Annotated in this window: 21 protein-coding genes; 12 read left to right on the forward strand and 9 right to left on the reverse strand. The window is 54.1% G+C overall.

The window, feature by feature from the left end:
- The first annotated feature begins 62 nt into the window (after window positions 1–62).
- The 7 genes from E1297_RS45815 to E1297_RS45845 all read left to right on the forward strand — a co-directional run bounded on the left by E1297_RS45815 (window position 63) and on the right by E1297_RS45845 (window position 8,795).
- A complete protein-coding gene (locus tag E1297_RS45815; protein ID WP_244328118.1) occupies window positions 63–854 on the forward strand; it encodes an ABC transporter permease in 792 nt (263 codons plus the stop codon).
- Window positions 851–1,645 (forward strand): ABC transporter permease, encoded by a 795-nt coding sequence (locus tag E1297_RS45820; protein WP_155150364.1) that lies wholly within the window; start codon window positions 851–853, stop codon window positions 1,643–1,645. Before E1297_RS45815 ends, E1297_RS45820 begins: the two co-directional genes overlap by 4 nt.
- 20 nt (window positions 1,646–1,665) lie before the next feature.
- Entirely contained in the window at window positions 1,666–2,781 is a 1,116-nt protein-coding gene (locus E1297_RS45825; RefSeq protein ID WP_155150365.1) for an ABC transporter ATP-binding protein, read from the forward strand.
- Complete coding sequence (locus E1297_RS45830; protein ID WP_155150367.1) at window positions 2,778–3,833, forward strand: extracellular solute-binding protein; 1,056 nt, start codon at window positions 2,778–2,780, stop codon at window positions 3,831–3,833. The genes E1297_RS45825 and E1297_RS45830 overlap by 4 nt, the downstream gene beginning before the upstream one ends.
- Before the next feature lie 93 nt (window positions 3,834–3,926).
- Window positions 3,927–5,993, forward strand: coding sequence for an FAD-dependent oxidoreductase (locus E1297_RS45835; protein ID WP_155150369.1), 2,067 nt, complete (start codon window positions 3,927–3,929; stop codon window positions 5,991–5,993).
- A gap of 8 nt (window positions 5,994–6,001) precedes the next feature.
- The gene (locus tag E1297_RS45840) at window positions 6,002–7,201 is read left to right on the forward strand and encodes an SRPBCC family protein (RefSeq protein ID WP_155150371.1); all 1,200 of its coding nucleotides are present in this window, start codon (window positions 6,002–6,004) and stop codon (window positions 7,199–7,201) included.
- 25 nt (window positions 7,202–7,226) lie between these two features.
- A complete protein-coding gene (locus E1297_RS45845; protein WP_155150373.1) occupies window positions 7,227–8,795 on the forward strand; it encodes a trimethylamine methyltransferase family protein in 1,569 nt (522 codons plus the stop codon).
- Window positions 8,796–8,859: 64 nt separating this feature from the next.
- On the opposite strand, the gene E1297_RS45850 is transcribed toward E1297_RS45845, so the two are convergent.
- On the reverse strand, window positions 8,860–10,254 hold the full coding sequence (locus E1297_RS45850; RefSeq protein WP_155150375.1) for an aminotransferase: 1,395 nt from the start codon (window positions 10,252–10,254) through the stop codon (window positions 8,860–8,862).
- 59 nt (window positions 10,255–10,313) lie between these two features.
- Between E1297_RS45850 and E1297_RS45855 the strand changes: the two genes are divergently transcribed.
- The gene (locus E1297_RS45855) at window positions 10,314–11,027 is read left to right on the forward strand and encodes a TetR/AcrR family transcriptional regulator (RefSeq protein ID WP_209016389.1); all 714 of its coding nucleotides are present in this window, start codon (window positions 10,314–10,316) and stop codon (window positions 11,025–11,027) included.
- Between the two features lie 36 nt (window positions 11,028–11,063).
- On the opposite strand, the gene E1297_RS45860 is transcribed toward E1297_RS45855, so the two are convergent.
- The 8 genes from E1297_RS45860 to E1297_RS45895 all read right to left on the reverse strand — a co-directional run bounded on the left by E1297_RS45860 (window position 11,064) and on the right by E1297_RS45895 (window position 21,082).
- Entirely contained in the window at window positions 11,064–12,815 is a 1,752-nt protein-coding gene (locus E1297_RS45860; protein ID WP_209016390.1) for a BCCT family transporter, read from the reverse strand.
- A gap of 695 nt (window positions 12,816–13,510) precedes the next feature.
- The gene (locus E1297_RS45865; protein WP_155150380.1) at window positions 13,511–15,022 is read right to left on the reverse strand and encodes a mannitol dehydrogenase family protein; all 1,512 of its coding nucleotides are present in this window, start codon (window positions 15,020–15,022) and stop codon (window positions 13,511–13,513) included.
- Window positions 15,022–15,795 (reverse strand): L-iditol 2-dehydrogenase, encoded by a 774-nt coding sequence (locus E1297_RS45870; protein ID WP_155150383.1) that lies wholly within the window; start codon window positions 15,793–15,795, stop codon window positions 15,022–15,024. Before E1297_RS45870 ends, E1297_RS45865 begins: the two co-directional genes overlap by 1 nt.
- Entirely contained in the window at window positions 15,792–16,796 is a 1,005-nt protein-coding gene (locus E1297_RS45875) for an ABC transporter ATP-binding protein (RefSeq protein WP_155150385.1), read from the reverse strand. Before E1297_RS45875 ends, E1297_RS45870 begins: the two co-directional genes overlap by 4 nt.
- A gap of 12 nt (window positions 16,797–16,808) precedes the next feature.
- Window positions 16,809–17,639, reverse strand: a complete 831-nt coding sequence (locus E1297_RS45880; RefSeq protein ID WP_155150387.1) for a carbohydrate ABC transporter permease — start codon at window positions 17,637–17,639, stop codon at window positions 16,809–16,811.
- 12 nt (window positions 17,640–17,651) lie between these two features.
- Window positions 17,652–18,518: a carbohydrate ABC transporter permease gene (locus tag E1297_RS45885; RefSeq protein WP_155150389.1), complete on the reverse strand. Its 867-nt coding sequence runs from the start codon at window positions 18,516–18,518 to the stop codon at window positions 17,652–17,654.
- Between the two features lie 108 nt (window positions 18,519–18,626).
- Window positions 18,627–19,928, reverse strand: a complete 1,302-nt coding sequence (locus tag E1297_RS45890) for a sugar ABC transporter substrate-binding protein (protein ID WP_155150391.1) — start codon at window positions 19,926–19,928, stop codon at window positions 18,627–18,629.
- A 95-nt stretch (window positions 19,929–20,023) separates the two neighbouring features.
- Window positions 20,024–21,082 (reverse strand): LacI family DNA-binding transcriptional regulator, encoded by a 1,059-nt coding sequence (locus E1297_RS45895; RefSeq protein ID WP_368669864.1) that lies wholly within the window; start codon window positions 21,080–21,082, stop codon window positions 20,024–20,026.
- Window positions 21,083–21,169: 87 nt separating this feature from the next.
- Between E1297_RS45895 and xylB the strand changes: the two genes are divergently transcribed.
- The 4 genes from xylB to E1297_RS45915 all read left to right on the forward strand — a co-directional run bounded on the left by xylB (window position 21,170) and on the right by E1297_RS45915 (window position 25,971).
- Window positions 21,170–22,606: a xylulokinase gene (gene xylB, locus E1297_RS45900; protein WP_155150394.1), complete on the forward strand. Its 1,437-nt coding sequence runs from the start codon at window positions 21,170–21,172 to the stop codon at window positions 22,604–22,606.
- Between the two features lie 254 nt (window positions 22,607–22,860).
- On the forward strand, window positions 22,861–23,430 hold the full coding sequence (locus E1297_RS45905) for a VOC family protein (RefSeq protein ID WP_244328119.1): 570 nt from the start codon (window positions 22,861–22,863) through the stop codon (window positions 23,428–23,430).
- Between the two features lie 677 nt (window positions 23,431–24,107).
- Window positions 24,108–25,337 (forward strand): serine/threonine transporter SstT, encoded by a 1,230-nt coding sequence (sstT, locus tag E1297_RS45910; RefSeq protein WP_155150396.1) that lies wholly within the window; start codon window positions 24,108–24,110, stop codon window positions 25,335–25,337.
- A gap of 259 nt (window positions 25,338–25,596) precedes the next feature.
- The gene (locus E1297_RS45915) at window positions 25,597–25,971 is read left to right on the forward strand and encodes a VOC family protein (RefSeq protein WP_155150398.1); all 375 of its coding nucleotides are present in this window, start codon (window positions 25,597–25,599) and stop codon (window positions 25,969–25,971) included.
- Window positions 25,972–26,099 lie beyond the last annotated feature (128 nt).

A 26,099-nucleotide genomic window follows, 5' to 3' on the forward strand; every position in this document is an offset into this window, starting at 1 on the left:
TCATAAGAAGTGAGACGGGCAAAGGCCTTGCCCTAAGCGCGCCTGCGACGCTTTACGTCGGCTTGCTGGTTGCCGTCCCTCTTTGCATTCTGGTTGCCTATAGTTTTTGGACTCAAAACTACGTCGAAATTGATCGCACGCTGACCTGGGCGAATTATCAGGAAGCATTTACCGATCCGCTGGTACGCCATCTGATGATCCGTTCAATAGTCATTGCGGGTGCTGTGACGCTTGCAACGGTTTGTTTGGCGTATCCTATCGCCTATTTCATAGCGTTCAGGACGCAGAAGAAAACGCTGTGGCTTTTGCTGATCACCATTCCGTTCTGGAGCAGCTACCTGCTGCGCGTATTCAGCTGGAAACTGATCCTCGGCTTTAATGGTGTGATGAATTCGGCCCTGATTTCTCTGGGCCTGATTCAGGAGCCACTGACTTTTCTTCTGTATAATGAGTTTGCCGTGGTTCTCACCCTCGCACATGCATGGGCACCGTTTGCGATCCTGCCAATTTACGTTTCTTTGCAAAAGATTGACCGGAGCCTGCTGGAAGCGGCCACTGATCTGGGTTGCAGTAAATTGGAGCGGTTTGTCCGCGTGACGCTGCCTTTGACCGTGCCGGGGATCATTGCGGCATGTTTGATAATCTTCATACCCACGGTTGGGGACTACGTCACTCCGGCTCTGGTCGGTGGCTCACAAGGCAAGATGGTCGCGAACCTGATACAGGTGCAGTTCGGCGCGGCTAATGACTGGCCACTCGGTGCAACTCTTTCACTTCTGGCGATGTTGTCTGTGGGCTGTGTGGCAATCTTTTTTGTGGTCATCGTCACGGCACTGGGCAGGAGGATCAGATGACCAAAGTTATCAGGATTCCCTGGCTTCTTGTTTATGCTGTCGCGTATCTGGTGTTCCTCTATCTGCCAGTGCTGCTACTGCCGCTGTTTTCGTTCAACGATGGAACTATTGTGGCCTTCCCTCTCAAGGGGTTCACGTTGAAGTGGTACGCGCAACTTGGACAGCAGGATACGCTTCTGCAGGCGATGGTAAACTCGCTGATCGTCGGCAGCGTAACCGCTGTTATGGCAACTTCGCTGGGTCTGTTCGCAGCGCGTGCCTATGTCCGGTATCGGTTCAAGGGGCGGGAAGTGTCAGAAGGATTGGTCATGCTTCCGCTGGTCATTCCCGGCATCATTGTCGCCAGTTCAATGCTGGTTTTGTTCATCAGCATTGGACTGAAGCCCTCTCTGACCACCGTTATACTAGGCCATGTATTTGTGGCCTTGCCCTTCGCTGTATCGATCATGAAATCCGCCTTTGATGATTTCGACCAGTCGTTGGAAGAGGCCGCCTTTGACCTTGGTGAAAGCGTTGTGGGAACTTTTCGGCGGGTCACTCTGCCCATTGTGGCACCGGGTATCATTGCCAGCCTTCTGGTCACCTTTACCGTGTCGTTTGACGAATTCGTTCTGGCCTTTTTCCTGTCCGGAAACAGCCCAACGCTGCCGGTCTATATCTGGAGCCAGATCCGCTTCCCGGCAAAACTGCCCAACACATTGGCATTGGGGTCTCTGCTTCTGATGTCCTCGGTCCTGCTGCTGTTGATTGCCGAGTATTTCCGCCGCCGTTCCACCCAGTCCTCGGATTGAAGCCAAAGGAAACGAACAAGATGAGCGAACAGAACATCATCGAAATTCAGGGCGTTGAAAAACGCTTTGGGTCCTTTGTGGCTGTGTCCGACCTGAATCTGAGCTTGAAAGAGGGTGAGTTTTTTTCGCTGCTTGGGCCTTCGGGGTGCGGCAAGACCACGGCCCTCCGCATCATCGCCGGGTTTCAGGATCACGAAGAGGGCGAGATCCGGATTGATGGGCGCATAATGGGCGAGGTGCCTGCCAACAAACGCCCCACCAATATGGTGTTTCAAAGTTACGCGATCTTTCCGCATCTGAATGTTGGCGACAATGTCGGGTTCGGTTTGCGTAAAACAAAGCTCTCGCGCAAGGAAATCAAAGAGCGCGTTGCCGAAGCGCTCGAGATGGTTGAGCTTGGAGGCTTGCAGGACCGCAAGGCCAATGAGTTGTCGGGCGGTCAGCGTCAACGCGTGGCGCTCGCTCGTGCGTTGGTTATGCGGCCGAAAGTGCTGCTGTTGGATGAGCCTCTTTCCGCGTTGGACAAGAACCTGCGCGAAGCCATGCAGCTAGAAATGCGCCGTCTGCAGCAAAAGCTTGGAATTACATTCGTCATGGTTACGCATGACCAATACGAGGCGATGACCATGTCCGATCGCATCGGTGTCATGTTTGCTGGGCAACTCAAACAGGTCGACAAGCCCGAGGTTCTGTATTCCCAACCGTGCAATCGGGAAGTGGCTTCTTTCATCGGTGGAATGAACTTTCTGGATGCCGAGGTAACAGCTGAAAATTCTGAAACGCTGGAGGTAACTGTTCAGGGGTTTGGGCAGATGACGATTGGGGTGAATCCAAACGTTCAGATGCATGACAGGAAACTTCTTGTCGGCGTGCGGCCCGAACAATTGGAGATCAGCGCAGAAAAACCGGAAGGCTACGACGCTTATGTTCAAGGCGTGGTATCGGACGTCGCCTTCTATGGTGAGAGCGTCCATTATTATGTGCGCATCGACGGATTGCCCGAAAGCATCGCCGTGGCAGTGCCGAACTACTTTCACACAGTCGATCACAGCCGGGCCGATACCGTCTGGCTTGGCGTTCAAAGCGCCTCGGTGATCGATTTGGGCAAACGTGAATCTTTGGGAGGAGACAAATGAATAAAACATCATCACTTACGGCAGCGGTGGTTGCCACCTTTGCGGCCAGCCAGGCTTTGGCCAACGCAGCTGATCTGACCGTTTTTGACTGGTCGGGATATGAGGATCAGGGCTTTTACGGCGACTATGTCGAGAAGTACGGCGGCCCGCCCAGCTACACCTATTTCGGTAGCGTAGAAGAAGCGTTCACCAAGCTTCAGTCCGGGTTTGAAGCCGATTTGGCCCACCCCTGCACGGACGCCCTCAGGAAATGGGTGGCGGCAGATATGATCAAGCCGATCGACACCAGCAAGCTGGAGAATTGGGACAAGCTGATGCCGAAGATCAAAGAGGTCGATGGCATCACAATCGACGGGCAGACCTACATGGTGCCTTTCGAATGGGGCAACACCGGCCTTATCTATCGCACCGATATGATCTCGGCTGACGATGTGTCGCTGCAGTTGCTGATGGATCCAGCCTATCAGGGCAAGGTTGCTATTCCGGACGCCGCCTCCAGTGCGTTCGCCATGGCGGCACTGGCGACAGGCGCTTCTAGCTACACCGATATGAGCGATGAAGAATTCCAGAAAGCGGCGGATTACCTACGCGCTATTCATCCAAATGTGCGTTTTTACTGGTCTGACGCAGGGCAGCTGGATCAGGCAATTGCCAGTGGAGAAGTGACACTCGGTTGGGGCTGGAACCAATCGGAGCTGAATCTGATCTGGAACGAAACCCCCGCAGTTATGATGCGTGATGTGGACAAGGGCATCGCCACCTGGGTTTGCGGCTATGTGCATCTGAAGTCAGCGAAGCAGTCGGATGAACAGGTCTATGACATGCTGAACGCACTGAGTTCGGCTGCCAGTGGCAAGTACATCATCGAAAGTTGGGGGTATGCCCACGCCAATGAGGATGCGTTTGCGCAGGCCGATCCGGCACTGATCGAAACCTATGGGTTTTCAGACGTGGACAGCTTCTTTGAAGGAAGCCTCTTCTTTGACGCGGTAAATCCCGAGCTGGAAGCCAAGATGCTGAAAGAGTTCGAACGTATCAAAGCGGGCTTCTAAGGGCACCTTAACGACACAACCGGGAATGGTGGGAGCGCAGAGCTTCTTCCATTCCCATGAAACGATTTCCGAATTTCTGGAGGATGCGCGGCAATGTCAGGCGCTGACGGATACTCTGTTCTCTTCGAACCGGTTCAGATCGGGCCAGTGACGGCCCGAAACCGGTTCTATCAGGTTCCCCACTGCAACGGTTTGGGGCATTTACGACCTCAGGCCGAAGCGGCCATGCGGGCGATGAAGGCCGAAGGCGGTTGGGCTGTTGTGTCCAATCAAGAGACGGAGATTCACCCTACGTCTGATCTGTCCCCTTACGCTGAAAACCGGATCTGGGATGAGCGGGATGTTCCGGCGCTGCGTCTGATGACCGAAGCAGTACACGAAAAAGGGTCATTGGCGGCGATTGAACTGGCGCATAATGGTCATCATGCCCAAAACCACCTGAGCCGGGCGCCCCTGTTGGCACCATCAGAACTCGCCCTGCAGACCGCATATCCCAAACAGGCTCGGGCGATGGACAAGTCTGATATTCGCGAGTTCCGTAAGTGGCACCGCGCGGCAGCACGACGATCACGGGAGGCGGGTTTTGACATTGTGTATGTCTATGCCGGCCATCACATGACCCTTCCGCACCACTTTCTGCTGCCGCAGTTCAATGACCGGACTGATGAATACGGCGGCTCGTTAGAGAACCGAGTGCGGCTAACACGAGAACTGCTGGAAGAGACCAAAGAAGAGGTTGGGGACGATTGCGCCATAGCCCTCCGTTTCGCGGTTGATGAAATGCTCGGGTCCGATGGGATGCAGGCGCAGGAAGAAGGTCGTGCTGTTGTCGAACTGCTGGCAGAACTGCCAGATCTCTGGGATGTAAACGTCGCGGATTGGAGCAATGACTCCGCAACGACTCGTTTTGAACCTCGAGACGGATTTCAAACCTCATACATCGAATTCGTCAAACAGGTGACTTCCAAGCCAGTGGTGGGCGTCGGGCGCCTTACCTCTCCGGATTTGATGGTGTCATTGGTCAAGAAAGGCATTCTTGATTTTATCGGCGCGGCGCGACCATCCATTGCTGACCCGTTTCTTCCCAACAAAATCAAGGAAGGTCGCATCGAAGAAATCCGCGAGTGCATCGGCTGCAATATCTGCGTTTCATCCGACTCTCTCGGCGTCCCCATCCGGTGTACCCAAAACCCGACGATGGGCGAAGAGTGGCGCCGGAAATGGCATCCTGAGATCATAGAAAGAAGGGGGAAAGAGGAAACTGCGCTTGTTGTTGGCAGTGGTCCCGCGGGGCTTGAATGCGCCATGCAACTGGCGCGCCGGGGATATGAGGTAACTCTGGCGGAAACTAAGCAAGAGCTTGGCGGGCGTGTGTTGCAAGAATCCAGCCTGACCGGGCTATCCGCGTGGAAACGCGTGATAGACCATAGGGTTTATGACCTTCAACAACGCGGGAACGTGCAGCTATTCACCGACAGCCGTTTGTCAGCAAACGAGGTTGTCGAGCTGGGCATTCCGAATGTCTTTGTAGCAACTGGTTCATCGTGGCGGCGAGATGGCCGCGGGAAGTCTGCGTTTCAGGGCATATCAGTTGGTTCTGGGTCTCAGATATTTACTCCAGACGACATCATGTCAGGGGGAATGCCAGGGGAAGGTTCGATTTTGGTTTACGATGATGATCAGGCTTATCTCGGCGGAGTGCTGGCGGACCATTTGGCTCAGGCTGGGCGTGAGGTCGTCTTTGTAACCCCAGCCTCAATGGTTTCACCGTTTACAGAACTGACGTTGGAACAAGCCCGAGTGCAACGCAGTCTTCTGGAAAGGGGCGTTCAACTGGTCCTGTCTCATACCTTGGACAACGGCGCGCCGGGTCAGGCGACCGTACAATGTGCCTACACGGGACGAGAACAGATCATTGAATGCGGCTCTGTCGTGTTGGTGACACAGCGAGCACGCGAAACCAGCCTTTATGATGAGCTGCGAAGCTTGGCCGACAACCCGCTGACTACCTTGGAATTGATCGGGGATGCCGCAAACCCCGGCTTGATTGCGGACGCTGTATATTCGGGTCACATGGCTGCCCGGAATTTCGAACGCGATGCGGGTGATATCGACCGCGAATTTTTCCGCCGGGAACTCGTTTCCCTTGAACCTGTGTGAGGTGCGCTATGCCAAAAGATGACTTGCAAGTAATGCGCGACTTGATGGATGCGCAGCGGGAGGGGTTCGCCTTACCGCGTCATTTCTATACGTCGCAGGCGGTATACGAAAACGATATCAGTACGTTCTGGAACCGCAACTGGATCTGGGTCGGTCATGTCAGCCAGGTCGCTGAACCCGGTGATTATTTCCTGTTCGACTACGGGCCCGAATCCGTGATTATCGTTCGGGATCGTGAGGGCGAGGTGCGCGCGCATCTGAACGTTTGCCGTCACCGGGGATCGCGGGTTTGCATTGAACAGAAAGGCAAGGCGCGCAATTTCATCTGCCCTTATCACGCGTGGACCTTTGACCTGAACGGCAAACTGCGAAACGGGCGGTCAATGGGGCCGGATTTTGACCCAGGCCAGTACGGTTTGTTCCCAGTTCAGGTAAAGATCTTTCAGGGCCTGATTTTTGTTTGCGTGGCTGAAAATGCCCCGCCGCTGAATACTGCCTTGGAGAGGCTGGCTCCGCTTTCAAAACCGTTCGACTTTGAAAACCTGAAGATTGCTCATGAGGCCTCTTATCCTGTTCCCGCAAACTGGAAACTGGCGCTGGAGAATTATCTGGAATGCTATCACTGCGCGCCGTCCCATCAGGATTATTCGCGTAGCCATTCTCTGAAAGACCCTGCGCAGGTTCTGGAGTTCAGCGGTGCGCTTCATGAGCGGATGGAGGAAGCTGGAATACCTTCTGAGGAGCTGGACCTGACTGGAGAAAACGCGGTTGCACCAGGCGCAGATGTCTATTGGCGGCGCTACCCGTTGTTCCCCGGCTATTTGACCGGCAGCAAGGATGGCGCACCCTTGTCACCGCCATTGGGTGAACTGAAAGGTCACGATGGCGGCGCCACCGATTTGGGGATCGGGACGCTCAACTATTTCCTCGTCTACGCAGATCACGTGGTTGGGTATCGGTTCGTCCCACGCGCCCTGCAAGAAACAGATATTCAGATCGTTTGGTATGTGCGCGGCGACGCGGAAGAGGGTCGAGATTACGATAAGGAGGCCCTGACATGGCTCTGGCATGTCACATCGCTCGATGACGAACGGATCATCCGGCACAATCAGGAAGGCGTGAATTCATACCATTTCGTCCCGGGACCGCTGTCCGAGATGGAATGGAGCATTCCCGGTTTCTATCGCAACTATTTCAGCATGATCTGACACGCTCAGAATTCGGAGACTAATCATGACAGAGTTAACTCAGCGCAGATCACGACGGCGCGGGGGCGGGCGCGAAGCACGAGCCGCAGTGCGGAACAGTAACGCCGCCTCGCAAGCAATCTGGCCGGGCATTTCTGGTGGGCGATACAGGCCACTTTCAGACGCGGACATGTCGCGCATTCACGAGGCGGCCCTCAACATTTTGGAACGTACTGGGGTAGGGGATCCCACGCCGGAAGTTCTTGAACTCGTGCTGCCCAAAGGGGCGACGGTGAACGAGCATGGCAGGTTGTGCTTTCCTCGGGCATTGATGGAAGACCTGTTGGCCAAGTCCGCCAGCGAATTCTATGTCCATGCACGCGGATCGCGAGCTGGTAAGGACGACATGCACTGCACCAAGGACAAGGTGTATTACGCAAACTCCGGCACGGCAGTGACAACGTTCGACGCGGAAACGCGCAGTTACCGACCATCAACCCTCAAGGACATCTACGATTTCACCCGTCTGGTTGACCGGCTCGACAACATTCACATGACCGGTGATACGGTTCTGGCAACGGATGTGCCTCAGGACTACGAGCATGACATGAGCATGCTCTATGCCATTCTTGCGGGCAGTGAGAAACCATCCTGTCTGACATTCCGCACGCGTGAGCACATTAAAGACGCTATTCATCTATTCGATCTGGCATCGGGTGGGGAGGGCAAGTTCCTTGAAAAGCCCTCTGTGATTTTTGGTGGCTGTCCCATCGTCTCCCCGCTTCGGTTCGGGCGCGAAAATCTGGAAATTCTGATTGATACGGCAAAGATGGGCCTTGTCTGCGATCTGGCCGTTCCGCCGCAGGCCGGGGCGACATCGCCTGCGCCGTTGGCTGGTACTCTGGCGCAAGCTGTGGCCGAGACCCTGTCATGCGTGGCCATCGCCAACCTGATCAATCCGGGGACTCCGGTTGTCTTTGCGGCCTGGCCATTTATTACTGACCTGCGCACTGGTTCATTTACAGGTGGCAGTGGTGAGCAGGCGTTGATCTCGGCGGCGGCGATCCAGATGGGCAATTTTTACAATCTGCCGACTAGTGTCGGATGCGGCATGACGGATTCCAAGATACCTGATGCACAGTATGGTCTGGAAAAGGCGTTAACTTTCGCTTTGGCGGCTCATGCAGGGGCCAACCGGCTTTGCGAATTTGGCGGGATGCTTGGCAGCCTGATGGGCTGTAGCTTCGAGTCCATGGTCATCGACAACGAGGCCGCCGGTATGATTTCACGAACGCTTCGCGGGATCGAAGTGAGTGACGACACGCTGTCTGTTGACGTCATCCATGAATGCGCAATCGATCCAGGCCATTTCCTCGGCAACGCGCAGACCCTGGAATACATGGAAACCGAGTATGTTTATCCGGCCCTGATGGACCGTGAATTGACAGATACTTGGGAGAAGGCCGGTCGTCAGGACATGTTCGAGCGGAGCCGGTCCGTTGTGGATGATATCCTATCCAATCACTATCCGAATTACTTTGGCAGCAAGGTGGATGAAGAGGTTCGGTCCAGGTTCCCGATCAAATTGTCCCGTGAGGCAATGCGCGCTGGTTAAAAGTTGCTGTGCAAAGGAAAGGCTTCGCAACGAACAAGGTTGCGAAGCGGCTTCGACAACGTCTCTAGTTTCTGAATGCGCCTTGGCGCGTCAGGTCTTCGGTTGCCAGCCGGATGCCTTTTTCAAGGATGTCAAACATCTGATTCAACTCGGCTTCCTTGATGATCAGCGGCGGAGAAAACACACACATGTTGATGATTGGCCGCAAGATCAGCCCGTTCTCCTGACAATGCCGGTCAATTAATGCGCCAACGGATTTATCCAGATCCAAAAGGTTATCCGCCTGGGCGTCCGCAACACACTCAACGCAGCCAACCAGACCCATACCACGGACGTCGCCGACCAGCGGTAAGTTTGACAGAGCTTGAAGACGCTCTTCGAACAGTGGCGTGATCGCGCGGACATGCTCCAGAACGCCGTCACGCTCCATGATTTCGATGGTCTTCAAACCTGCAGCTGCGCTTACTGGGTGGCCTGAATAAGTGAAACCGTTTGAAAACGTAGCGTCCTGTGCGTTTTCTCCGCTCACATCTGCAATCAGTCGGTCAGAGATAATACAGGCCCCCATGGGGACATAGCCAGACGTCATCCCCTTGGCGCAGGTGATGATATCGGGTTGAATTCCAAAGACATCTTCAGATGCGAACCAATGTCCAAGTCGCCCAAATCCGGTCACGACCTCGTCTGAGATATACAGGACATCATACTTCCGGCAGATTTCAAGGCAACGCTGGTGATAACCTTTCGGAGGTACGATGACCCCACCCGAACACAGGATTGGTTCGGCGATGAAAGCAGCGACCTTGTCTGCCCCGGTCTGCAGGATCATGTTCTCGAGATCAGCAACTTTCTCGTTCAGAAAGTCATCAACCGTCTGAGTTGGATTGCGTATATACGGGTTTACGTTCGGCAGGAATCGCACCAGATGGCTTGCCTGATCCAACCACCCTTTGTCGCGCTCTTTGCCAGATACCGAGGCGGCTAGAAACGTTGAACCGTGATACGCTTTTTGGCGTGAGATCACGATTTTCTTTTCAGGTTTTCCCAGCACGTTATTGCGGAACTGCACAAACCTTAACGCGCTATCCACTGCCGTTGAGCCGCCAGTTGTGAAAAACACATGGTTCAGGTCACCCGGTGTTCTTTTCGCAATCTCATGTGCTAGCCGAGCTGGTGCCGAGTTGGCGTTGTTGAAGGGCGAGAAATACGCCATCTCCGTCGCCTGCTGGGCCATCGCATCGGCAATCTCTGTGTTTCCATAACCCAATTGAACGCACCACATGCCAGCTGGTCCATCTATCAGGCGATTGCCGTCCTCCGTCACGACGTAGATACCAAGACCGCTTTCGGCAAAGGTTCGTTCATTTTGGCCTAGGTACGACATCCCCTCCCATGGATGCAGGAAATGTCTGTTGTCCCAGTCACGTACAGACTGAAAGTCCGAGTTCAAAAGGGTCATACGGCACCACAATGTAACACAAATCACAAAATGAACAAACATTCATTCAATGTCAATCCTTGAACTTCTGCTTCGCTAGATGCGAAAAGCAAAAGGCAAGTACATCACCAAAGGAAACTGACATTTCTGCCGAGCCCAATATCCCAACCAATGCCCGAGATCTGAGCAAGCTGCAGAACCGAAAGCAGCTGATCCAGGCGGCAGCAGACGCCATCCATAAATACGGAATTCGAGGGACGACTTCGGCAAGAATCCAGGAGCTGTCAGGGTTGTCGCGGGGAATGGTGAACCTGCACTTTGGCTCGAAAGAGAAGCTGCTGCTTGCGGTAGCAGAGGAGCTATCGGCGCGCTATGCGGGACAGTGGAAGGCAATCGCAGATAATCCAGAGTTGGGCCCTGCTGAGAAGCTTATTTCTATCTTAAAGTCTGATTTCGACCCGTTGGTCCTAAATGCGCGGGACGTTGCTATCTGGTTTTCGTTCCGGGCCGAAGCGCTATCGAACCCCCACATATTTCCATTTATCGACTCGCGAGATAAACGCTTCCGCACGGTGATCCTGAAGCTGTTGGAGCAAATAAAGCGCGACGGTGAATACGAGGACGTCGACGCTAAACTTGCAACAGACGCATTGATTGCCCTGCTTGAAGGGCTCTGGACCGACTACCATTTGCACTCTGAGATTTTCAAACCTGAGGAGGCTTTGAAAATCTGCCTGTTTGTACTGCAGTCAATGTTTCCAAAACACTTTGAAACCCGCTCGATCCTTGGATGAACGCAGCCGGAAATATCAAGGACTAACCACGGGCTATTATGAGCCCGTCGACCCCTCTGATTGCGCCTCGTGGTTCAGCCGACGCAGGTCGTTGATCATCGCTTTGGCCAGAGAGACGCACATGAGCAGCAACACAACGCTGAACGGTAGCGCGCCAATGATCATCGAATTGGTCAAAGCCTCTAGTCCGCCGCCACCCGCAATAAGCAAAGTTCCAATGACAAGGGTCAGAAGAACGCCCCAGATAATACGATGAAGCAAGCCGGTGTCTTCAGACCCACCGGACATGATCGTGTTCATCACAAGGATGCCAGAGTCGGCTGACGTAACCAGGAATGTCATTGTCAACAGCACACACATGACACTCATGATCGTGAGAAAGTTGCCCGAGATCATTTCACCCAGCGTGACAAACAGTGTCGATGTCGTCGATGCGGCAAGGATTGCCCCATTCGCATCCCCATTTAGCTCCATATCGATGGCGGCACCGCCCAGAATGGCCATCCATGCGAAGCAAACCAGCGACGGCGCAATGACCGCGCCAAAAATGAACTCGCGCACTGTTCGGCCCTTAGAGATACGCGCCAGAAAAAGACCCACGAAGGGTGAAAACGCGATCCACCAAGCCCAATAAAAAGTTGTCCATCCGGCTTGCCATTCAAACAATCGTCCTTGCGTGCCCGCGTCGTAAGCCGCAGCTTTGGCCGCGTCGGAAAGAGCAGCGGCATCGTTGCTCAGACCTTCAAGAAAGGCTGCCTTCGTTCCCCAGGCATCTGTGGCACCAGCGAATAACTCTCCGACAAATGGGGCCGCCTCAGCCGGTAATACTGATGCAAACTCGACCTCCGAAATCGGACGGTAGGCTTGAAAGCTCATAGAGAAGAAGTTTTTGATGTAGTCGACCAGAGCCGAAGCGTAGGTTGTTGCGGCAAATCCAAATGAGCCAAAAACAATGAATACGGCCAACAAAACCAAAGACAACAAGAGGTTAATATTCGACAGGTATTTGACACCGCGCCCCACGCCAGAGACGGCAGATAGTGTCGACATCATCATGACCACCAACAACGCCGTGATCAGGCCGGCAGTCGAGGGTTTCATTGTAGTTAGCGGATTTTCCACGAGCCAACTTGCGCCGGTAATCAGAAAGGCTCCGTCCACCAGTTGCGAAACGCCATAGCCGATGGTTACTGCCACGCCGAGTATCGTCGCCACGACGCCGAGTATATCGATCACATGACCTGCAAAACCGTTGGAATACTCTCCGAGCAACGGAGTCAGTGCGGTGCGGATAGTCAGAGGCATTCCGCGGGTATAGGCGTAGTAGGCAAGGCTCAAACCGGTGACCACATATATTGCCCATGCGTGAAAACCGGTGTGCAAAAACGTGTAGCGGTAAGCTCCTTCAATCGCCTCTTCGCTCTTGGGTGTGACTGACCCGGATACAGTCAATGGATTGGTTCCCCACAGCCCAAGCGGTTCAGCGGTTGCATAAACCATAAGACCCACGCCAAGACCCGCACCAAACATCATTGAAAACCAGGAGAAGTTCGAGAATTCGGGCATATCTCCTTCGGCCCCGAGCCGCTTTCGCCCGGTTGCAGGAATGAGCGCGACAAGTAAAAGGAAAACTACAAACAGGCCGACCGAAAGGTTGTAGAAGGTGTTGAATTCGGCCAGCAAGCCGGACTTCCACGATCGCAATGTATCGTTTGCTGACAATGGCCACACCAGTGCCCAAAGCACCAGCAGCGAAACCGAAAACTTGCTCACCAATGCAATCGGCAAGCTATATCCTTTATAAAACCCAGTTCGTTGCGTTTCTATTATGAGGTCTGTGAAGGGGTCCTCAAGCGCCATGTTTTTGCCGGTCTCTCATAGATTGACTGCTTCGCACTTGGCGCTGCCGGGCCTTATCCATCACGAGCGCGCGCGATTTTCATAATACCCAAAGAATAGACCTGATCTGCTGAGTTTTCCACCGCCATGAACTTGGCCCGCCACACGCAACAGATCGTATCTCAATGACAATTGGTTGGTGGTCGCTCGGAACACTTCGAATTTTGGTCGCCGCAAACCCAAGAGCGAAGCCTGAGAGATTTGCACGAAGGAAAGTTCCTGGGGCGATCCTCGCAATTGCCAGAAATTAAGAGGATCGCCCCAGGAAGTTCCAGTAGCGGTTTGAGGCTGGTAAAAGCAAACGGAGGCAACTCTGATGTGGCCTTGGCTAAATTGTATCGGACAGAAACGCTCGCGTTGTTATGAGACTTTGTTGTTTGGTCCCCAATGGTCATTGCTCACGGTGCGAATGGCGGCTGTTCGCGTGTCAGGTGCTTGTAGCGCTGAGAACAAGCTCAGAGGTCGGTATGCAAAGGCCTACTACAAGCGCATTGGTTGTGGGCCGTGTACTTTATTGTTCTGATTGTCGAATACGGTCGAATACGTTGGATGACTACGTGATTGATCGCGTTTTGCATATTCGATTAGCGTGAATTGGTGCCGTTAGTGGCATAATCAGCGATGACCGCCCTGCTGCCATTCTGCCATATTGCGGTCAGCCAGGACGCAAAGGCAGCGGAAAACTGTGCACTGCGGCAAAAGTCTCCGTAATACCGGCGCTGCTCGAGCCAAAGCTCTGGGTCAGCTTTCGATGCCAACGCTGCTTTTTGCAAGCTCTCCCATTGGGGATCGTTGGGAGCGATTTCAGAACCATCTTCACGAACACCCGCACACATCCGGCACCAAAAAGCTTCGGCCAACGCGAGCCCTTTTACCGAAGAACCCGCCTCAAGTGCATCGCGCAGCGACGGAACAAGAAACCCTGGATGACGCGCGGATCCGTCGAACGCGACCCTGCGGGTTGTGTCGTGAATCGCTGTGTTTGCAAATCGCCTCTCAACCAACCCAAGGTACTGCTCAGCTGAGGTTCCGGGGACGGCTTCGACATGAGGCAATATTTCTTCGGCCTGAACTTTCCTGAAAAATGCTACGATATCCTGATCCTGCATACAGTCTGCAATCGTCGGAACATTCAGAATTTCCCCGACATTGGCGAGCAGTTGGTGACCCCCATTCAAAATGCGCAGTTTCATAGTCTCATAGCTGTGAACATCGTCGGTCAGGGTTACTCCAACCTTTTCGAGCTGCGGCCGCCCAGCACAGAAATCATCCTCAATCACCCATTGGCGAAAGTTCTCGTGCGAGACCGGGGCACGGTCATCGATGCCAATTGCATCACATTGCGAGACCACTTGATCAGTCGTTGCGGGCACAATGCAATCTACCATCGAGTTGGGGAAGGCTCCGTTCTGGTCAATCCAATCAGCCAGTTCATGGTCTGAGATACGTGCTAACCCAACAACGCAGTTTCGCAGAATCTCCCCGTTGCCCTGAAGATTATCACAGCTCAGAGCAGTAAACGGTTTCGCCCCATTCGCCTGACGCTGCCTAAGCGCTGCAACAATAGCACCAAACACTGTGCGAGACTGGTTAGGGTTTTCCGCGTCATGACGGATATCATCATGAGCTAAGTTGATAGCGCCTGTGTTGGCATCCAGATAATATCCGCCCTCGGTTACGGTTAGTGAAACAATTCGGATGGATGGATCGGCCATCCTGAGGATCAACGTGGCGTTGTCCTCCTCTATCGGCAGATAGTCTGTCATCGAACCAATCACCTCAGCGGATATCCCATTTGGATCCAGTTCGATCAGTGTTGTCAGACAATCCTGCTCAAGCAACCTCTCTCGCATCTCGGCGTCATAGGCTCGTACACCTGCCCCGATGATCGCCCAATCATGGGCCTGACCCTGCTGCATCAGTTGGTGTAGATACCAAGCCTGATGCGCGCGGTGAAAATTGCCAACTCCGATATGGACAATACCGGGTGACAAGTCTGAGGACACATAGGTCGGAGTCCTTACAGTCTGCGGCAGGTCTGAAATACTATCGCGCCGCAGCCGAACCGGAGATTTTGAGTTCGCCACAGGACCCATCAGCTCATCCAATTTCCGCCATCGACATTGTAAGTTTGCGCGACGATGTATTTGGCATCATCAGAAGCCAGAAAAACCGCCATCCCGGTCAGATCCTCGGCGCGGCCCATTCGACCGTAGGGGACGGCTGCCGCCACTTCCCGTTTTTTCTGTCCGAGTGGTTTGCCTTCGTGTTTGGCGAAGAACGCATCAACGCCGTCCCAGTGCTCGCCATCAACAACGCCCGGGGCAATCGCATTCACGTTGATCCCATGAGAAATCAAATTCAGGCCTGCCGATTGAGTCAGGGATATGATTGCGGCCTTACTGGCGCAGTATACAGCGACCAAAGGTTCGCCCCTTCGTCCAGCCTGCGAGGCCATATTGATGATCCGGCCTTTGGTTCCGTGTTCGATCATGTGGCGAGCGACGGCCTGCATCGTGAACAACGTGCCAGCGACGTTGATGTCAAACACACGGTTGTAGTCGGCCCGATCAATCTCAACGATTGGTGCAGCAGTGAAGATGGCTGCGTTGTTGATAAGAATGTCGATGTTACCGAAACGGCTGACGGTATTTGCGATAGCTTCGTCTATGCTCTGCTGCTTGGTCACGTCTATCTCGATGGCGATAGCAGCCTTACCAATCTCGGCGGTCGCATCCTGTGCGCGCTGGATGTCGATATCGGCGATGGCGACACGTGCGCCCTCGGCCACATAGGCTTTGGCAAAGGCCAACCCGATGCCTCGCGCGGCCCCGGTGATCAGGGCGGTTTTGCCTGTCAGACGTGTCATTCGATCCGCAAGCCTTTCGCGTCAAACCGGTGGATTACATCTGTACGTGGTGTCAGATGAATGCGGTCCCCGTGGCGGAACCCAACCTCGCCATCTGCGCGGACGGTGATCGTATCGGCCAGACCAGTTTCATGGATATGGAAGAACGTGTCTGACCCGAGGTGTTCCGATACACCAACGACGCCGGACCATGTCCCCTCACTGTCAGAGACCGCTATATGCTCGGGTCGCACACCGATAGTATGGGCGCCATGTTTCGCGGCCTCTTCACCCTCGATAAAGTTCATTTTTGGCGACCCTATAAATCCGGCGACAAACAGGTTCCGGGGTGTACGATACAGTTCCAGCGGAGTGCCAACCTGTTCAATTACGCCGGCCTGCAGCACCACAATCTTGTCAGCCATGGTCATGGCTTCAACCTGATCGTGGGTGACGTAGATCATGGTGGTCGCCAGACGTTCATGTAGCTCGCTGATTTCCAATCGCATCCCAACCCGCAAAGCCGCATCAAGGTTTGACAGCGGTTCGTCAAACAGGAACGCGGCTGGCTCGCGCACAATAGCTCGACCGATGGCCACACGCTGGCGCTGACCACCAGATAGTTGACCGGGTCTTCGATCCAGATAATCGCTCAAGTTCAAGACCTGCGCCGCACCTTCGACCCGTTTGTCGATTTCGGACTGATCCAGCTTCGCCATACGCAGTGGAAAGGCGATGTTCTTGCGGACCGTCATGTGCGGATAAAGTGCATAGGATTGGAATACCATCGCAAGCCCGCGCTTTGCGGGCGGTACATCTGTGGCGTCTGCCCCGTCGATCTCGATCGATCCTGAAGTGATATCCTCCAGCCCTGCAATCAGGCGCAATAGTGTGGATTTCCCACAACCTGATGGGCCGACAAAGACGGTGAACTCGCCATCCTGAATTGTCAGGTCTAGTGGTGGAATGACCTCTACATCGCCGAAGCTTTTAGTCACGGACTTGAGTTGAATGCGTCCCATGAAGTGTCTTCCTTATTTCACAGCGCCGAAGGTCAGGCCGCGGACAAGTTGTTTCTGGCTGAACCAGCCAAGGATCAGAATTGGAGCGATCGCCATTGTCGATGCCGCGCTGAGCTTGGCAAAGAACAGGCCCTCGGGGCTGGAATAGCTGGCGATAAAGGCGGTTAGCGGTGCCGCATCGACTGCGGTCAGGTTGAGGGTCCAGAACGCCTCGTTCCACGCCAGGATGAAGTTCAGCAGGACGGTCGAGGCGATGCCGGGAACGGCCATCGGGGTCAGAACGTATAGGATTTCCTCTTTCAGCGTCGCACCGTCCATCCGCGCGGCTTCCAGAATTTCACCAGGAATTTCGCGGAAATAGGTGTAAAGCATCCAGACGATGATCGGCAGGTTGATCAGCATCAGCACGACGACCAGCCCGCCGCGCGTGTCGAGCAGCCCCAGTTGGATGAACAGCAGATAGATCGGGTAGAGCACGCCCACAGCGGGCAGCATCTTGGTGGACAGCATCCACAGCAGGATGTCCTTGGTCCGCTTGGAGGGCACAAAGGCCATCGCCCAGGCGGCGGGCACCGCGATGATCACGCCCAGAACAGTCGAGCCCCCCGCGATGATCACCGAGTTCCACAGGAACCGCATATAGTCCGAGCGCTCCTGCACAATGGCATAGTTCTCCAGCGTCCAGTTGAAATTCAGGAACAGGGGCGGGCTGGCGATGGCCTGCGCCTCGGTCTTGAAACTGGTGAGGATCGTCCAAAGGATCGGGAAGAAGATCAGCAGACCAACGGCCCAGGCGAGGACGGTGTTCAGCGATTTGCGGCGGGTTGTGACAGCGCGGGCCATGGTCTTACCTCCTCACGCGTCCAGGTTCTTGCCGACGATGCGCATCAGGAAGATCGCAACGATATTGGCAAGGATGATTGCGTAGACACCTCCGGCTGATCCAAGGCCGACATTCTGGCTTTCCAAAACGCGCTGGAAGATCAGGTAGGTGAGTGTACGGGTGCCGAATGCGCCGCCGGTGGTCACAAAGATCTCGGCGAAGATCGACAGAAGGAAGATTGTCTGGATCAGGATCACGATGGTGATCGCGCGGCTGAGATGCGGCAGAATGATGTGGTAGAAGCGCTTCAGTGGTGGCGCACCGTCCATTTCAGCGGCTTCCAACTGTTCACTGTCCAGAGACTGGATGGCGGTCAGCAGGATCAAGGTCGCAAAGGGCAGCCACTGCCAGGATACGATGATAATGATCGACATCATCGAAGCTTCTGACAACCATGAGATCGGTTCAGCTCCAAAGAAACGCCATAGATGGGCCAGCAAACCGTTCACCGGATCCATGAACATGTTCTTCCAGACCAGAGCAGAAACTGTCGGCATGACGAAGAACGGCGCGATGACGAGGATGCGTACAACACCTTGGCCCCACATCGGCTGATCCAGCAGCATGGCTAACAAAACACCCAGTATAACCGTGATCACCAGCACTCCGCCCACGATCACCAGCGTCGCTTGTACGGCAGGCCAGAAAGAACTGGACGAGACGAAGCGAACATAGTTGTCGAACCCAACCCAGCCCAGATCTCCGCCACGCAGTGGCAGATACTTCTTGAACGAGAAATACAGGGTCATGGTCAGAGGGACGAGCATCCAGCCAAGCAGCAGGACAACTGCGGGCGCCATCATCAGGCGAGCAACGGATCGGGAATGTTGGGTTGCCATGATGCAAGACCTCTCTGTTCAGGCGTAACGCTAGCCTGCGAGAAAAACGTGATTTGTGGAAGTCGAGAGCGGGGGACAGATATCTGCCCACCCGCTGGGGAGAAGATCTCAGTAGCCTGCGGCTTCCATTTCTTCAGCGGTGAAGGCCTGCGCTTTGGCAAGTGCTTCCTCAACCGTTTGCTGTCCGGCATAGACTGCCGAGAACTCTTGGCTGACCTGGGTTGCGATACCTGCGAATTCTGGGATCGCTGCAAACTGGATGCCGACGTAAGGTACGGGCTTGACCGTCGGATTGTTCGGATCAGCTGTCAGGATCGAGTCCAGTGTCATCTTGGCAAACGGGACTTTCTGGTATTCCGGATTCTCGTACAGAGATGTACGTGCTCCTGGTGGAACGTTTGCCCAGCCTTCGTTTTCAGCGACAAGCTCAATGTAGTCTTTTGATGTCGCCCATTCGATGAACTGCTTGGCTGCGTCTTCCTGCTGTGTACCGGCGGGAATGGCTAGCGCCCATGCCCAAAGCCAATTGGAGCGCTTGCCCAATCCGGTATCGGGTGCCAGCGCAAATCCAACATGATCCGCGACAGTCGAGTCATCGGGGTTGGTCACAAACGAAGCCGCAACGGTGGCGTCGATCCACATGCCGCATTTGCCCTGCTGGAACAGCGACAAGTTTTCGTTAAACCCATTTGTAGCATAGCCGGCCGGGCCGGATTCCGTCATCATTTCAACGTAGAAGTTCAACGTATCGGCCCATTCTGGCTGATCGAACTGAGGCTTCCAGTCTTCGTCGAACCAGCGGGCACCGAACGAGTTTGACATCGCAGTGATAAACGCGCCGCCTTCACCCCAACCGGCCTTACCACGCAGGCAGATGCCGTTGATGTCGGCGTCACGGTCGGTCATCGCAGCTGCCGCTTCTTTGATGAACTGCCAGGACGGTGCCTCAGGCATCTCCATTCCGGCTTTTTCCATCAGGTCGGTGCGGTACATGATCATTGAGCTTTCGCCATAGAACGGCGCTGCATACAACGTTCCATCATGGCTCAGGCCGCCAGACATTGCAGGTAGAATATCGGCGACGTCGTATTCAGCCGACATGCCGTCCAGCGGCACCAGCCAGCCATTCGCGCCCCAGATCGGGGTCTCATACATGCCGATGGTCATGATATCGAACTGACCGCCCTTGGTGGTGATGTCGGTGGTCACGCGCTGACGCAGCACGTTTTCCTCCAGTGTCACCCACTCAACATCAATGCCGGTCGCTTCGGTGAATTTGTCTGTATAGCCCTGCATCCGGATCATGTCGCCGTTGTTCACAGTGGCGATGGTGATGGATTGCGCATGGGCCGCTGCCGTGGCGACGAAAGTCAACGCAGTCGCCGCACGAAGTGCGTGCTTCAGATACATCCCTGTCCTCCCTGAGCTTGGATGTCGTGCAGAGAGCCTAGAGTGTAAATTATCGCGACGTCAATAAAAACTTTACGCGCGTTAAAAAACTTGAGTTACGCAGAGTCCCTCAAAACGAGTCGTGCAGGGAAAAGAGTTTCAGTGCGGTTTGCAAATTCCCCACCACTTTCAATGAGTTCGAACAAAGTTTCGACACTTCGTCCGGCCACATTGTCGTAGTCATGCGCTGCCGTAGTCAGTGATGGGCACGTAAATTTTGCGAACGGGTGATCATCATTTGAGGCCACCCGCAGGGTGCAGCCTTCTTTCCGACCGACCCGAATCCCCTGCTCGAAACAGGCTGCAAGAAAGCCAATGGCGAGCCGGTCGTTGCTGCACAAAACCGAGTCCGTCTTTAGTCCGCGCTCTTCCAGAATTTTAAGTGCACCCCTGTGCCCGATCTCTTCAAAGGCCCAACCTTTGCCATCTACTTTAATGATATGCGGTTCGAACCCCAGGCGCTCCATCACTTCGACATAGGCCTTCCTTCGCTTGTTGGCATTTGGGTTCGCAGGTGTGCGCATTTCAAAGAAAGAAGGGGGCTCACCCGTCCGTGTCATGTATTCCACGGTCTGCGACACAAAACTAAAATTGTCCGAACCAACAAAGGCCGCACCCAGACCATCTAGGTTGCTGTCAAACAGAACAGTCGGCACATTGGCGCAGAACTTCTCGATCGCGGATCGGTCAGACATGCGTCCCAGAGGTGCCAGCAGAACTCCTGCCGGTTTCATGGATTGCAGCCCGTCCAGAATTTCGTTCTCCAACCTTTGTTCACCATGCGAGCTGAACAGGGACGGGCGATAGCCTGCTGCAAAGCAGGATTGTTCCAGATATCGTGCGATTTCTGCGAAAAAGGGGTCAGCCAGATAGGGTACGACGATCCCGATATTCTTGGTCAGCTTTCGGTTCTGGTTCACCGCATAAATATTGGGACGATAATCGAACCGTTCGAGCGCTTCTTCGATGCGAGCCCTTGTTGTCGGGCGAACACTGTCGGGATCGTGGAAGTACTTGGACACAGTAGGCCGCGAGATCCCGCTCAGGGTCGCGAATTCTTCCATATTCTTAATTTTAGTCATGCCAGCTTGCCTGCGGATCTTAGTCGCCTTGATCTTATCATGTTTTTACATATTCTTTGCGCGCGCTAAAAAATCAATAGCCAGACAAGTTCCGGGCGTTTGTGCAGGCAAGGGGTTTGAATGTATCTCGGGATCGATATCGGAACGTCAGCGGTCAAGCTTGTTTGCGCAGATACCGACTGCATTCTTGCGACGTCTTCAGTGGGGATCAAGACGTCTTCACTGCAGCCCGGCTGGTCAGAGCAGCACCCCGATCTTTGGTGGCAGGCGACGCGCGATGCCTTGAGGATGCTTGCAGACAAAATCAAACTATCAGAAGTGAAAGCCATCGGGTTGTCCGGTCAAATGCATGGGGCGGTTATGCTCGATCGCGACCTTCGCCCGATCCGCCCGGCAATATTGTGGAACGACAGCAGGGCAACATTTGAATGCGATGAATTGCGCATGACCCAGCCGCAGATTGGGCAGATCGCGGGTGTCCTTCCCTTGCCGGGATTTACCGCGCCGAAGATTGCATGGCTTAAAAAACATGAACCGGCAAACTATGCCCGACTTGCACATATCCTGCTGCCCAAAGACTACATCGGTCTACGCCTGCACGGAGAGTTGGCAACTGATACGTCAGATGCAGCCGGTACAATGTGGTTCGATCAGGCTTCGCGAAGCTGGCATGTAGGTATCGCCGAGGACACAGGGGTTTCGCCCGATTGGTTGCCACAGGTTTTTGACGGCCACAGGGTGGTGGGGGCTGTGACAGCACAAGCTGCCGCCGAGAGCGGGTTGAAATCTGGTGTTCCCGTGGTGGCCGGAGGGGGAGACGCTGCAACAGGGGCGATATCTTTGGGCGCGACGGAACCGGGGCGTGGTTTCATCTCGCTTGGGACCTCTGGCCAACTGTTCGTGGCAGATCGCAAATACAAGCCCAATCCTGAACGTTATGTACATGCCTTTGCGCATACGCTGCCCGAACGTTGGTATCAAATGGCGGCGATGCTGAACGGCGCAAGGCCGATTTCATGGATCGGCGGTCAGCTGGGGCTTTCCGCGAGTGAAGTTGTTGCCCTTGCTGAAACCGTAAGAGGTGATCGCGTGCCAATTTTTCTGCCTTACCTTACCGGTGAGCGCAGCCCCCTCGGAGATCCACACATCCGGGCCTGTTTCTTTGGCTTGGAGGATTCAACGACGCGCGCTGACATCTGTCGTTCTGTATTGGAGTCAGTTGCATTTTGCTTTGCTGATGCAGCGCAGAGTTTTGGTGACACGATGGGCAGTCTGTCGGAACTGGCTGCCATCGGTGGGGGTGCTCAATCAGATCTGTTGCTGAAGCTGATCGCTACTGCAACTGATAAACCGATAGTACGTTCGGAAGGAGCCGAAACTGGTCCGGCCTATGGTGCGGCCCGGCTGGCGGCTTGTGGCGACGGTGCCGTTGCTATATCCGATCTCGCGTTTCAGCCGCCAACAACAGATAGGTTCGAGCCAGCCGAAATGGCGCTGCTGTTCGAGCGGTTGGCCCAATTTCGCCGGCTTTATGCTGCCATCAAGAACGTCAGCTAGCAGCCTCTAAACATCCTTCGCGATCTCAAGCGTGATGAAAGAGCTTTGTGTCGCATATGGTAAAACCCTTTGTCGTCCCACATTTTCAATATGTCCACACAGAGTTTTGACACTTGGCGTCCATGGTTACTCCAGTCGAGATAGAACTTAACAGTGTCTGTGACGTTTCCTGCTGCGCCCCCCTTGATGAAGCCACGCACCTGAACTCACTTCAACAGAAGTGGTAAGTCTGGTAAAAAAACGGGTCGCTCAGATTGGTCGAGCGCAGTCGATACAGTAAAACCTTGCAATTAGCCCTGCCAAAAATCTACGCCGTTCCCTCCCTATCCAAACTCTTTGATACAGGGCTTGCCTGTCGTCTGCCTTTGAGATTTTCTGAGCAGACTGACCAATCAAAAGACCGGGCCTTCATGAAACTTGAATTTCACCACATCAACTTTGTCTCAGAAGACGTCGATCGGATGCACCGGTTTTATACGCAGGTTTTGGGGCTGGCCGATATTCCGATTGAGAACTTCCCCCGGCCAGATGAGACTGACGATAGTGGCTACAGTGGCAAGATTCGTTTCGCGACTGATGGCGGAATGCAGATGCATCTGGCTGAAAAAAACCTGGAAGTTGCGTTCAAGAACGGTGAGACGATTAACCCCGTCGAACGTGGCCATATCGCATTTCGTACCGATGACATCGGGGCGTTCAAAAAATTGCTGGACGACAACGGAATTCCTTACTCGGACTATGGTACCGCCTTCGCAAAAGAGTGGCACCAAGTGTTCTTTCACGACCCAGAGGGAAATATTATCGAGGTCCATCAAGCGGTTTGATTTGTATTGAAGGTACCTGTTTGAACGAGTCGGGCTGGTTGGTTGGGCGTTGCCAGGTATTCATTTCCAGCTTGCATCCTTTGGCCACGATAGTGCGCGTTAGTGAAGCGAAAGTACCTCTATTCCAGAAGTTTGGCCGGTGGCTCGACTAGAAAAATGACAGCATCGCCCATACAGACCACACCGTTCTAAAACCTGAACATGATCCGCCCGCTGGGGTTATAGGGCAGTTCGAAAACTGGAAGATCGAGCCGATCTGGCCTGTTGCATTCAGGCAGATACCTGAGTTTCAACCGCAGGGTTTACACATCTTCGATGCGGAAACTCATCCGACCATTGTGGCCGATGGCTTTATGTGTTCGTCACTGGATCGCAATGGCCGGATAGGAGTGGTTAGACAGAGCCTTCGCTTGGGGAAAGTTATTAAGAATTATTTAGATGTCATTTAGTGGTACAACTAAGTTGACGTAGGGTAAGACTTTGCAAGGACAGCATAAATCACGCTGTTTCATTCAAAAAACAATTACTTCAGCCAAGACCTGCAAAGGCCTCACCCTTCTTCAGACGTTTAAATCAACTCCATAGCGCCCAAATAGCCACCAGCCTTTCAACTTTAATCGTGCCTGTACGGGAGTGAGTCTCACCCGCCAGGCCCCTATTCAAACTGGATGGTCCCCATGAATTTTATTCTGCGCGGTAGCCTGGTTGCTCAAATTTGCATCGGTCTTGTAGCCGGTGCTCTTCTCGCCACTCTTTGGCCTGCTGCCGGCTCCGCCGTTGGCCTGCTTGGCGACTTCTTCGTCGACGCATTGAAGGCCGTTGCGCCAGTACTGGTGCTGATCCTTGTTTGTGCTGCGATCACAAACCACAAAAAGGACAGCGAGGCGCGCATGGGCCCCGTGGTACTTTTGTACATACTCGGGACCTTCGCAGCCGCACTGGTCGCTGTTGCAGCCAGCTACATGTTTCCGGTCACATTGCATCTGACGGGTGCGCCGGAGCTTTTGGATGCCCCGGACGGTTTGGCTGAGGTGGTCAAGAACATCCTGCTAAAAATTGTGGATAATCCGGTGAATGCGCTGGCAACGGCTAACTATATTGGCATTCTCGCCTGGGCTGTTGGCCTTGGGCTGGTCTTCCGCCACGCCAGCGACTCGACCAAGACCCTGATGTCGGATCTGGACGGCGCAATCACCAAGATCGTTGCAGCAATAATCCGGGTGGCCCCAATTGGTATCTTCGGTATCGTGGCTTCGACGATAGCTGAGACCGGCTTTGCGACATTTGCGAGCTATGGTCAACTGTTAGCTTTGTTGATTGGCTGCATGATCTTCATGGCGCTGGTTGTGAATCCTCTGATTGTGTTCCTCCGCATTCGCAAGAATCCTTATCCGCTGGTTTTCACCTGCCTGAAGGAATCCGGAATTACCGCTTTTTTCATGCGCAGTTCGGCTGCCAATATTCCGGTAAACATGGAACTTTGCCGCCGCATGAATCTGGATGAAGAGACCTATTCGGTCACTATCCCAATCGGCGCGACGATCAACATGGCCGGCGCCGCAATAACCATCACAGTCATGACGCTGGCAACCGTGAATACAATGGGCATTCAGGTTGATTTCCTCTCGGCTCTGTTTCTGAGCATCATCGCCTCGATTGCCGCTACCGGGGCTTCGGGCGTAGCGGGCGGGTCACTGCTGTTGATCCCAATGGCTACCAGCTTGTTTGGCATCGACAACGCAACGGCCATGCAGGTGGTTAGCATCGGCTTCATCATCGGTGTTCTGCAAGACTCTGCAGAAACCGGTTTGAACTCATCGACCGACGTTCTGTTCACCGCGGCGGGATCGTACAAGCAAGGCGACCCATACCCACGTAAATTACCCGTGGCACAGGTCGCCGCTTAAGAACTGCGTAAAACACTTCAACCGCTGACCCCGGTCGGCGGTTGATCGGCCGCTTGGTCCAGTTTGCGGTCAGCGGCCTGGTCAATGGACAAGATCTGTTATGCTTAGCAAAGCGATCATTGGGTTTCGCTGGTTTCAAGAATGCTTCCCTTTCAGGCATTCTTCGATCATGCATACGGCTCATTCACTACGCATTCGGTTGCGTGACTTTGTCCGGCGATTGGGGGTAGTCTTACCCTGTTTTCGAGGGGAACAGCATATGACCAATCCGGTATGCCATTTCGAAATACCGGTTGCGGACATGGATCGAGCAATCGAATTCTACCAGCGCGTTTTCGGATTTGAGCTCAATCGTCAAATGGTCGACGGATATGAGATGGCGTTCTTTCCCCGTTCGGACGATCAGGCTGGATTAAGTGGAGCCTTGGCGAAAGGTGATGTTTACAAACCATCGCAAACGGGCTGCATTCTCTATTTCGCTGTGGACGATATTGACGAAGCCTTGCGACGATCCGAATCCGAAGGTGCAAAGTTACTGTACCCAAAGACAGACATTGGGGACGGCGGTTATGTAGCTGAAATCGAAGACAGCGAAGGAAATCGGATTGCGATCAACGCCGCGAAGCCTTTGTGAGCAGGATTTGTTTTCGAGCAGAGCGCCAGTTGTTTCTAAACCAACTTATCAACGCCTTTCTCAACGTTGAGATTTCAGGCGGGTAGACTTGAATCCCAGAAACCATCCGAGCAAGTTTGGTGCATCCT

This window comes from Roseibium sp. RKSG952 (assembly GCF_009711355.1).

Bases quoted from the DNA above. Each gene is read 5' to 3' on its own strand.
- E1297_RS45850 (WP_155150375.1), bottom strand. From the start codon at position 10,254: ATGACCCTTTTGAACTCGGACTTTCAGTCTGTACGTGACTGGGACAAC.
- E1297_RS45915 (WP_155150398.1), top strand. From the start codon at position 25,597: ATGACCAATCCGGTATGCCATTTCGAAATACCGGTTGCGGACATGGAT.
- E1297_RS45890 (WP_155150391.1), bottom strand. From the start codon at position 19,928: ATGTATCTGAAGCACGCACTTCGTGCGGCGACTGCGTTGACTTTCGTC.
- E1297_RS45825 (WP_155150365.1), top strand. From the start codon at position 1,666: ATGAGCGAACAGAACATCATCGAAATTCAGGGCGTTGAAAAACGCTTT.
- E1297_RS45845 (WP_155150373.1), top strand. From the start codon at position 7,227: ATGACAGAGTTAACTCAGCGCAGATCACGACGGCGCGGGGGCGGGCGC.
- E1297_RS45870 (WP_155150383.1), bottom strand. From the start codon at position 15,795: ATGACACGTCTGACAGGCAAAACCGCCCTGATCACCGGGGCCGCGCGA.
- E1297_RS45830 (WP_155150367.1), top strand. From the start codon at position 2,778: ATGAATAAAACATCATCACTTACGGCAGCGGTGGTTGCCACCTTTGCG.
- E1297_RS45820 (WP_155150364.1), top strand. From the start codon at position 851: ATGACCAAAGTTATCAGGATTCCCTGGCTTCTTGTTTATGCTGTCGCG.
- xylB (WP_155150394.1), top strand. From the start codon at position 21,170: ATGTATCTCGGGATCGATATCGGAACGTCAGCGGTCAAGCTTGTTTGC.
- E1297_RS45835 (WP_155150369.1), top strand. From the start codon at position 3,927: ATGTCAGGCGCTGACGGATACTCTGTTCTCTTCGAACCGGTTCAGATC.
- E1297_RS45880 (WP_155150387.1), bottom strand. From the start codon at position 17,639: ATGGCCCGCGCTGTCACAACCCGCCGCAAATCGCTGAACACCGTCCTC.
- E1297_RS45865 (WP_155150380.1), bottom strand. From the start codon at position 15,022: ATGGGTCCTGTGGCGAACTCAAAATCTCCGGTTCGGCTGCGGCGCGAT.
- E1297_RS45840 (WP_155150371.1), top strand. From the start codon at position 6,002: ATGCCAAAAGATGACTTGCAAGTAATGCGCGACTTGATGGATGCGCAG.
- sstT (WP_155150396.1), top strand. From the start codon at position 24,108: ATGAATTTTATTCTGCGCGGTAGCCTGGTTGCTCAAATTTGCATCGGT.
- E1297_RS45875 (WP_155150385.1), bottom strand. From the start codon at position 16,796: ATGGGACGCATTCAACTCAAGTCCGTGACTAAAAGCTTCGGCGATGTA.
- E1297_RS45885 (WP_155150389.1), bottom strand. From the start codon at position 18,518: ATGGCAACCCAACATTCCCGATCCGTTGCTCGCCTGATGATGGCGCCC.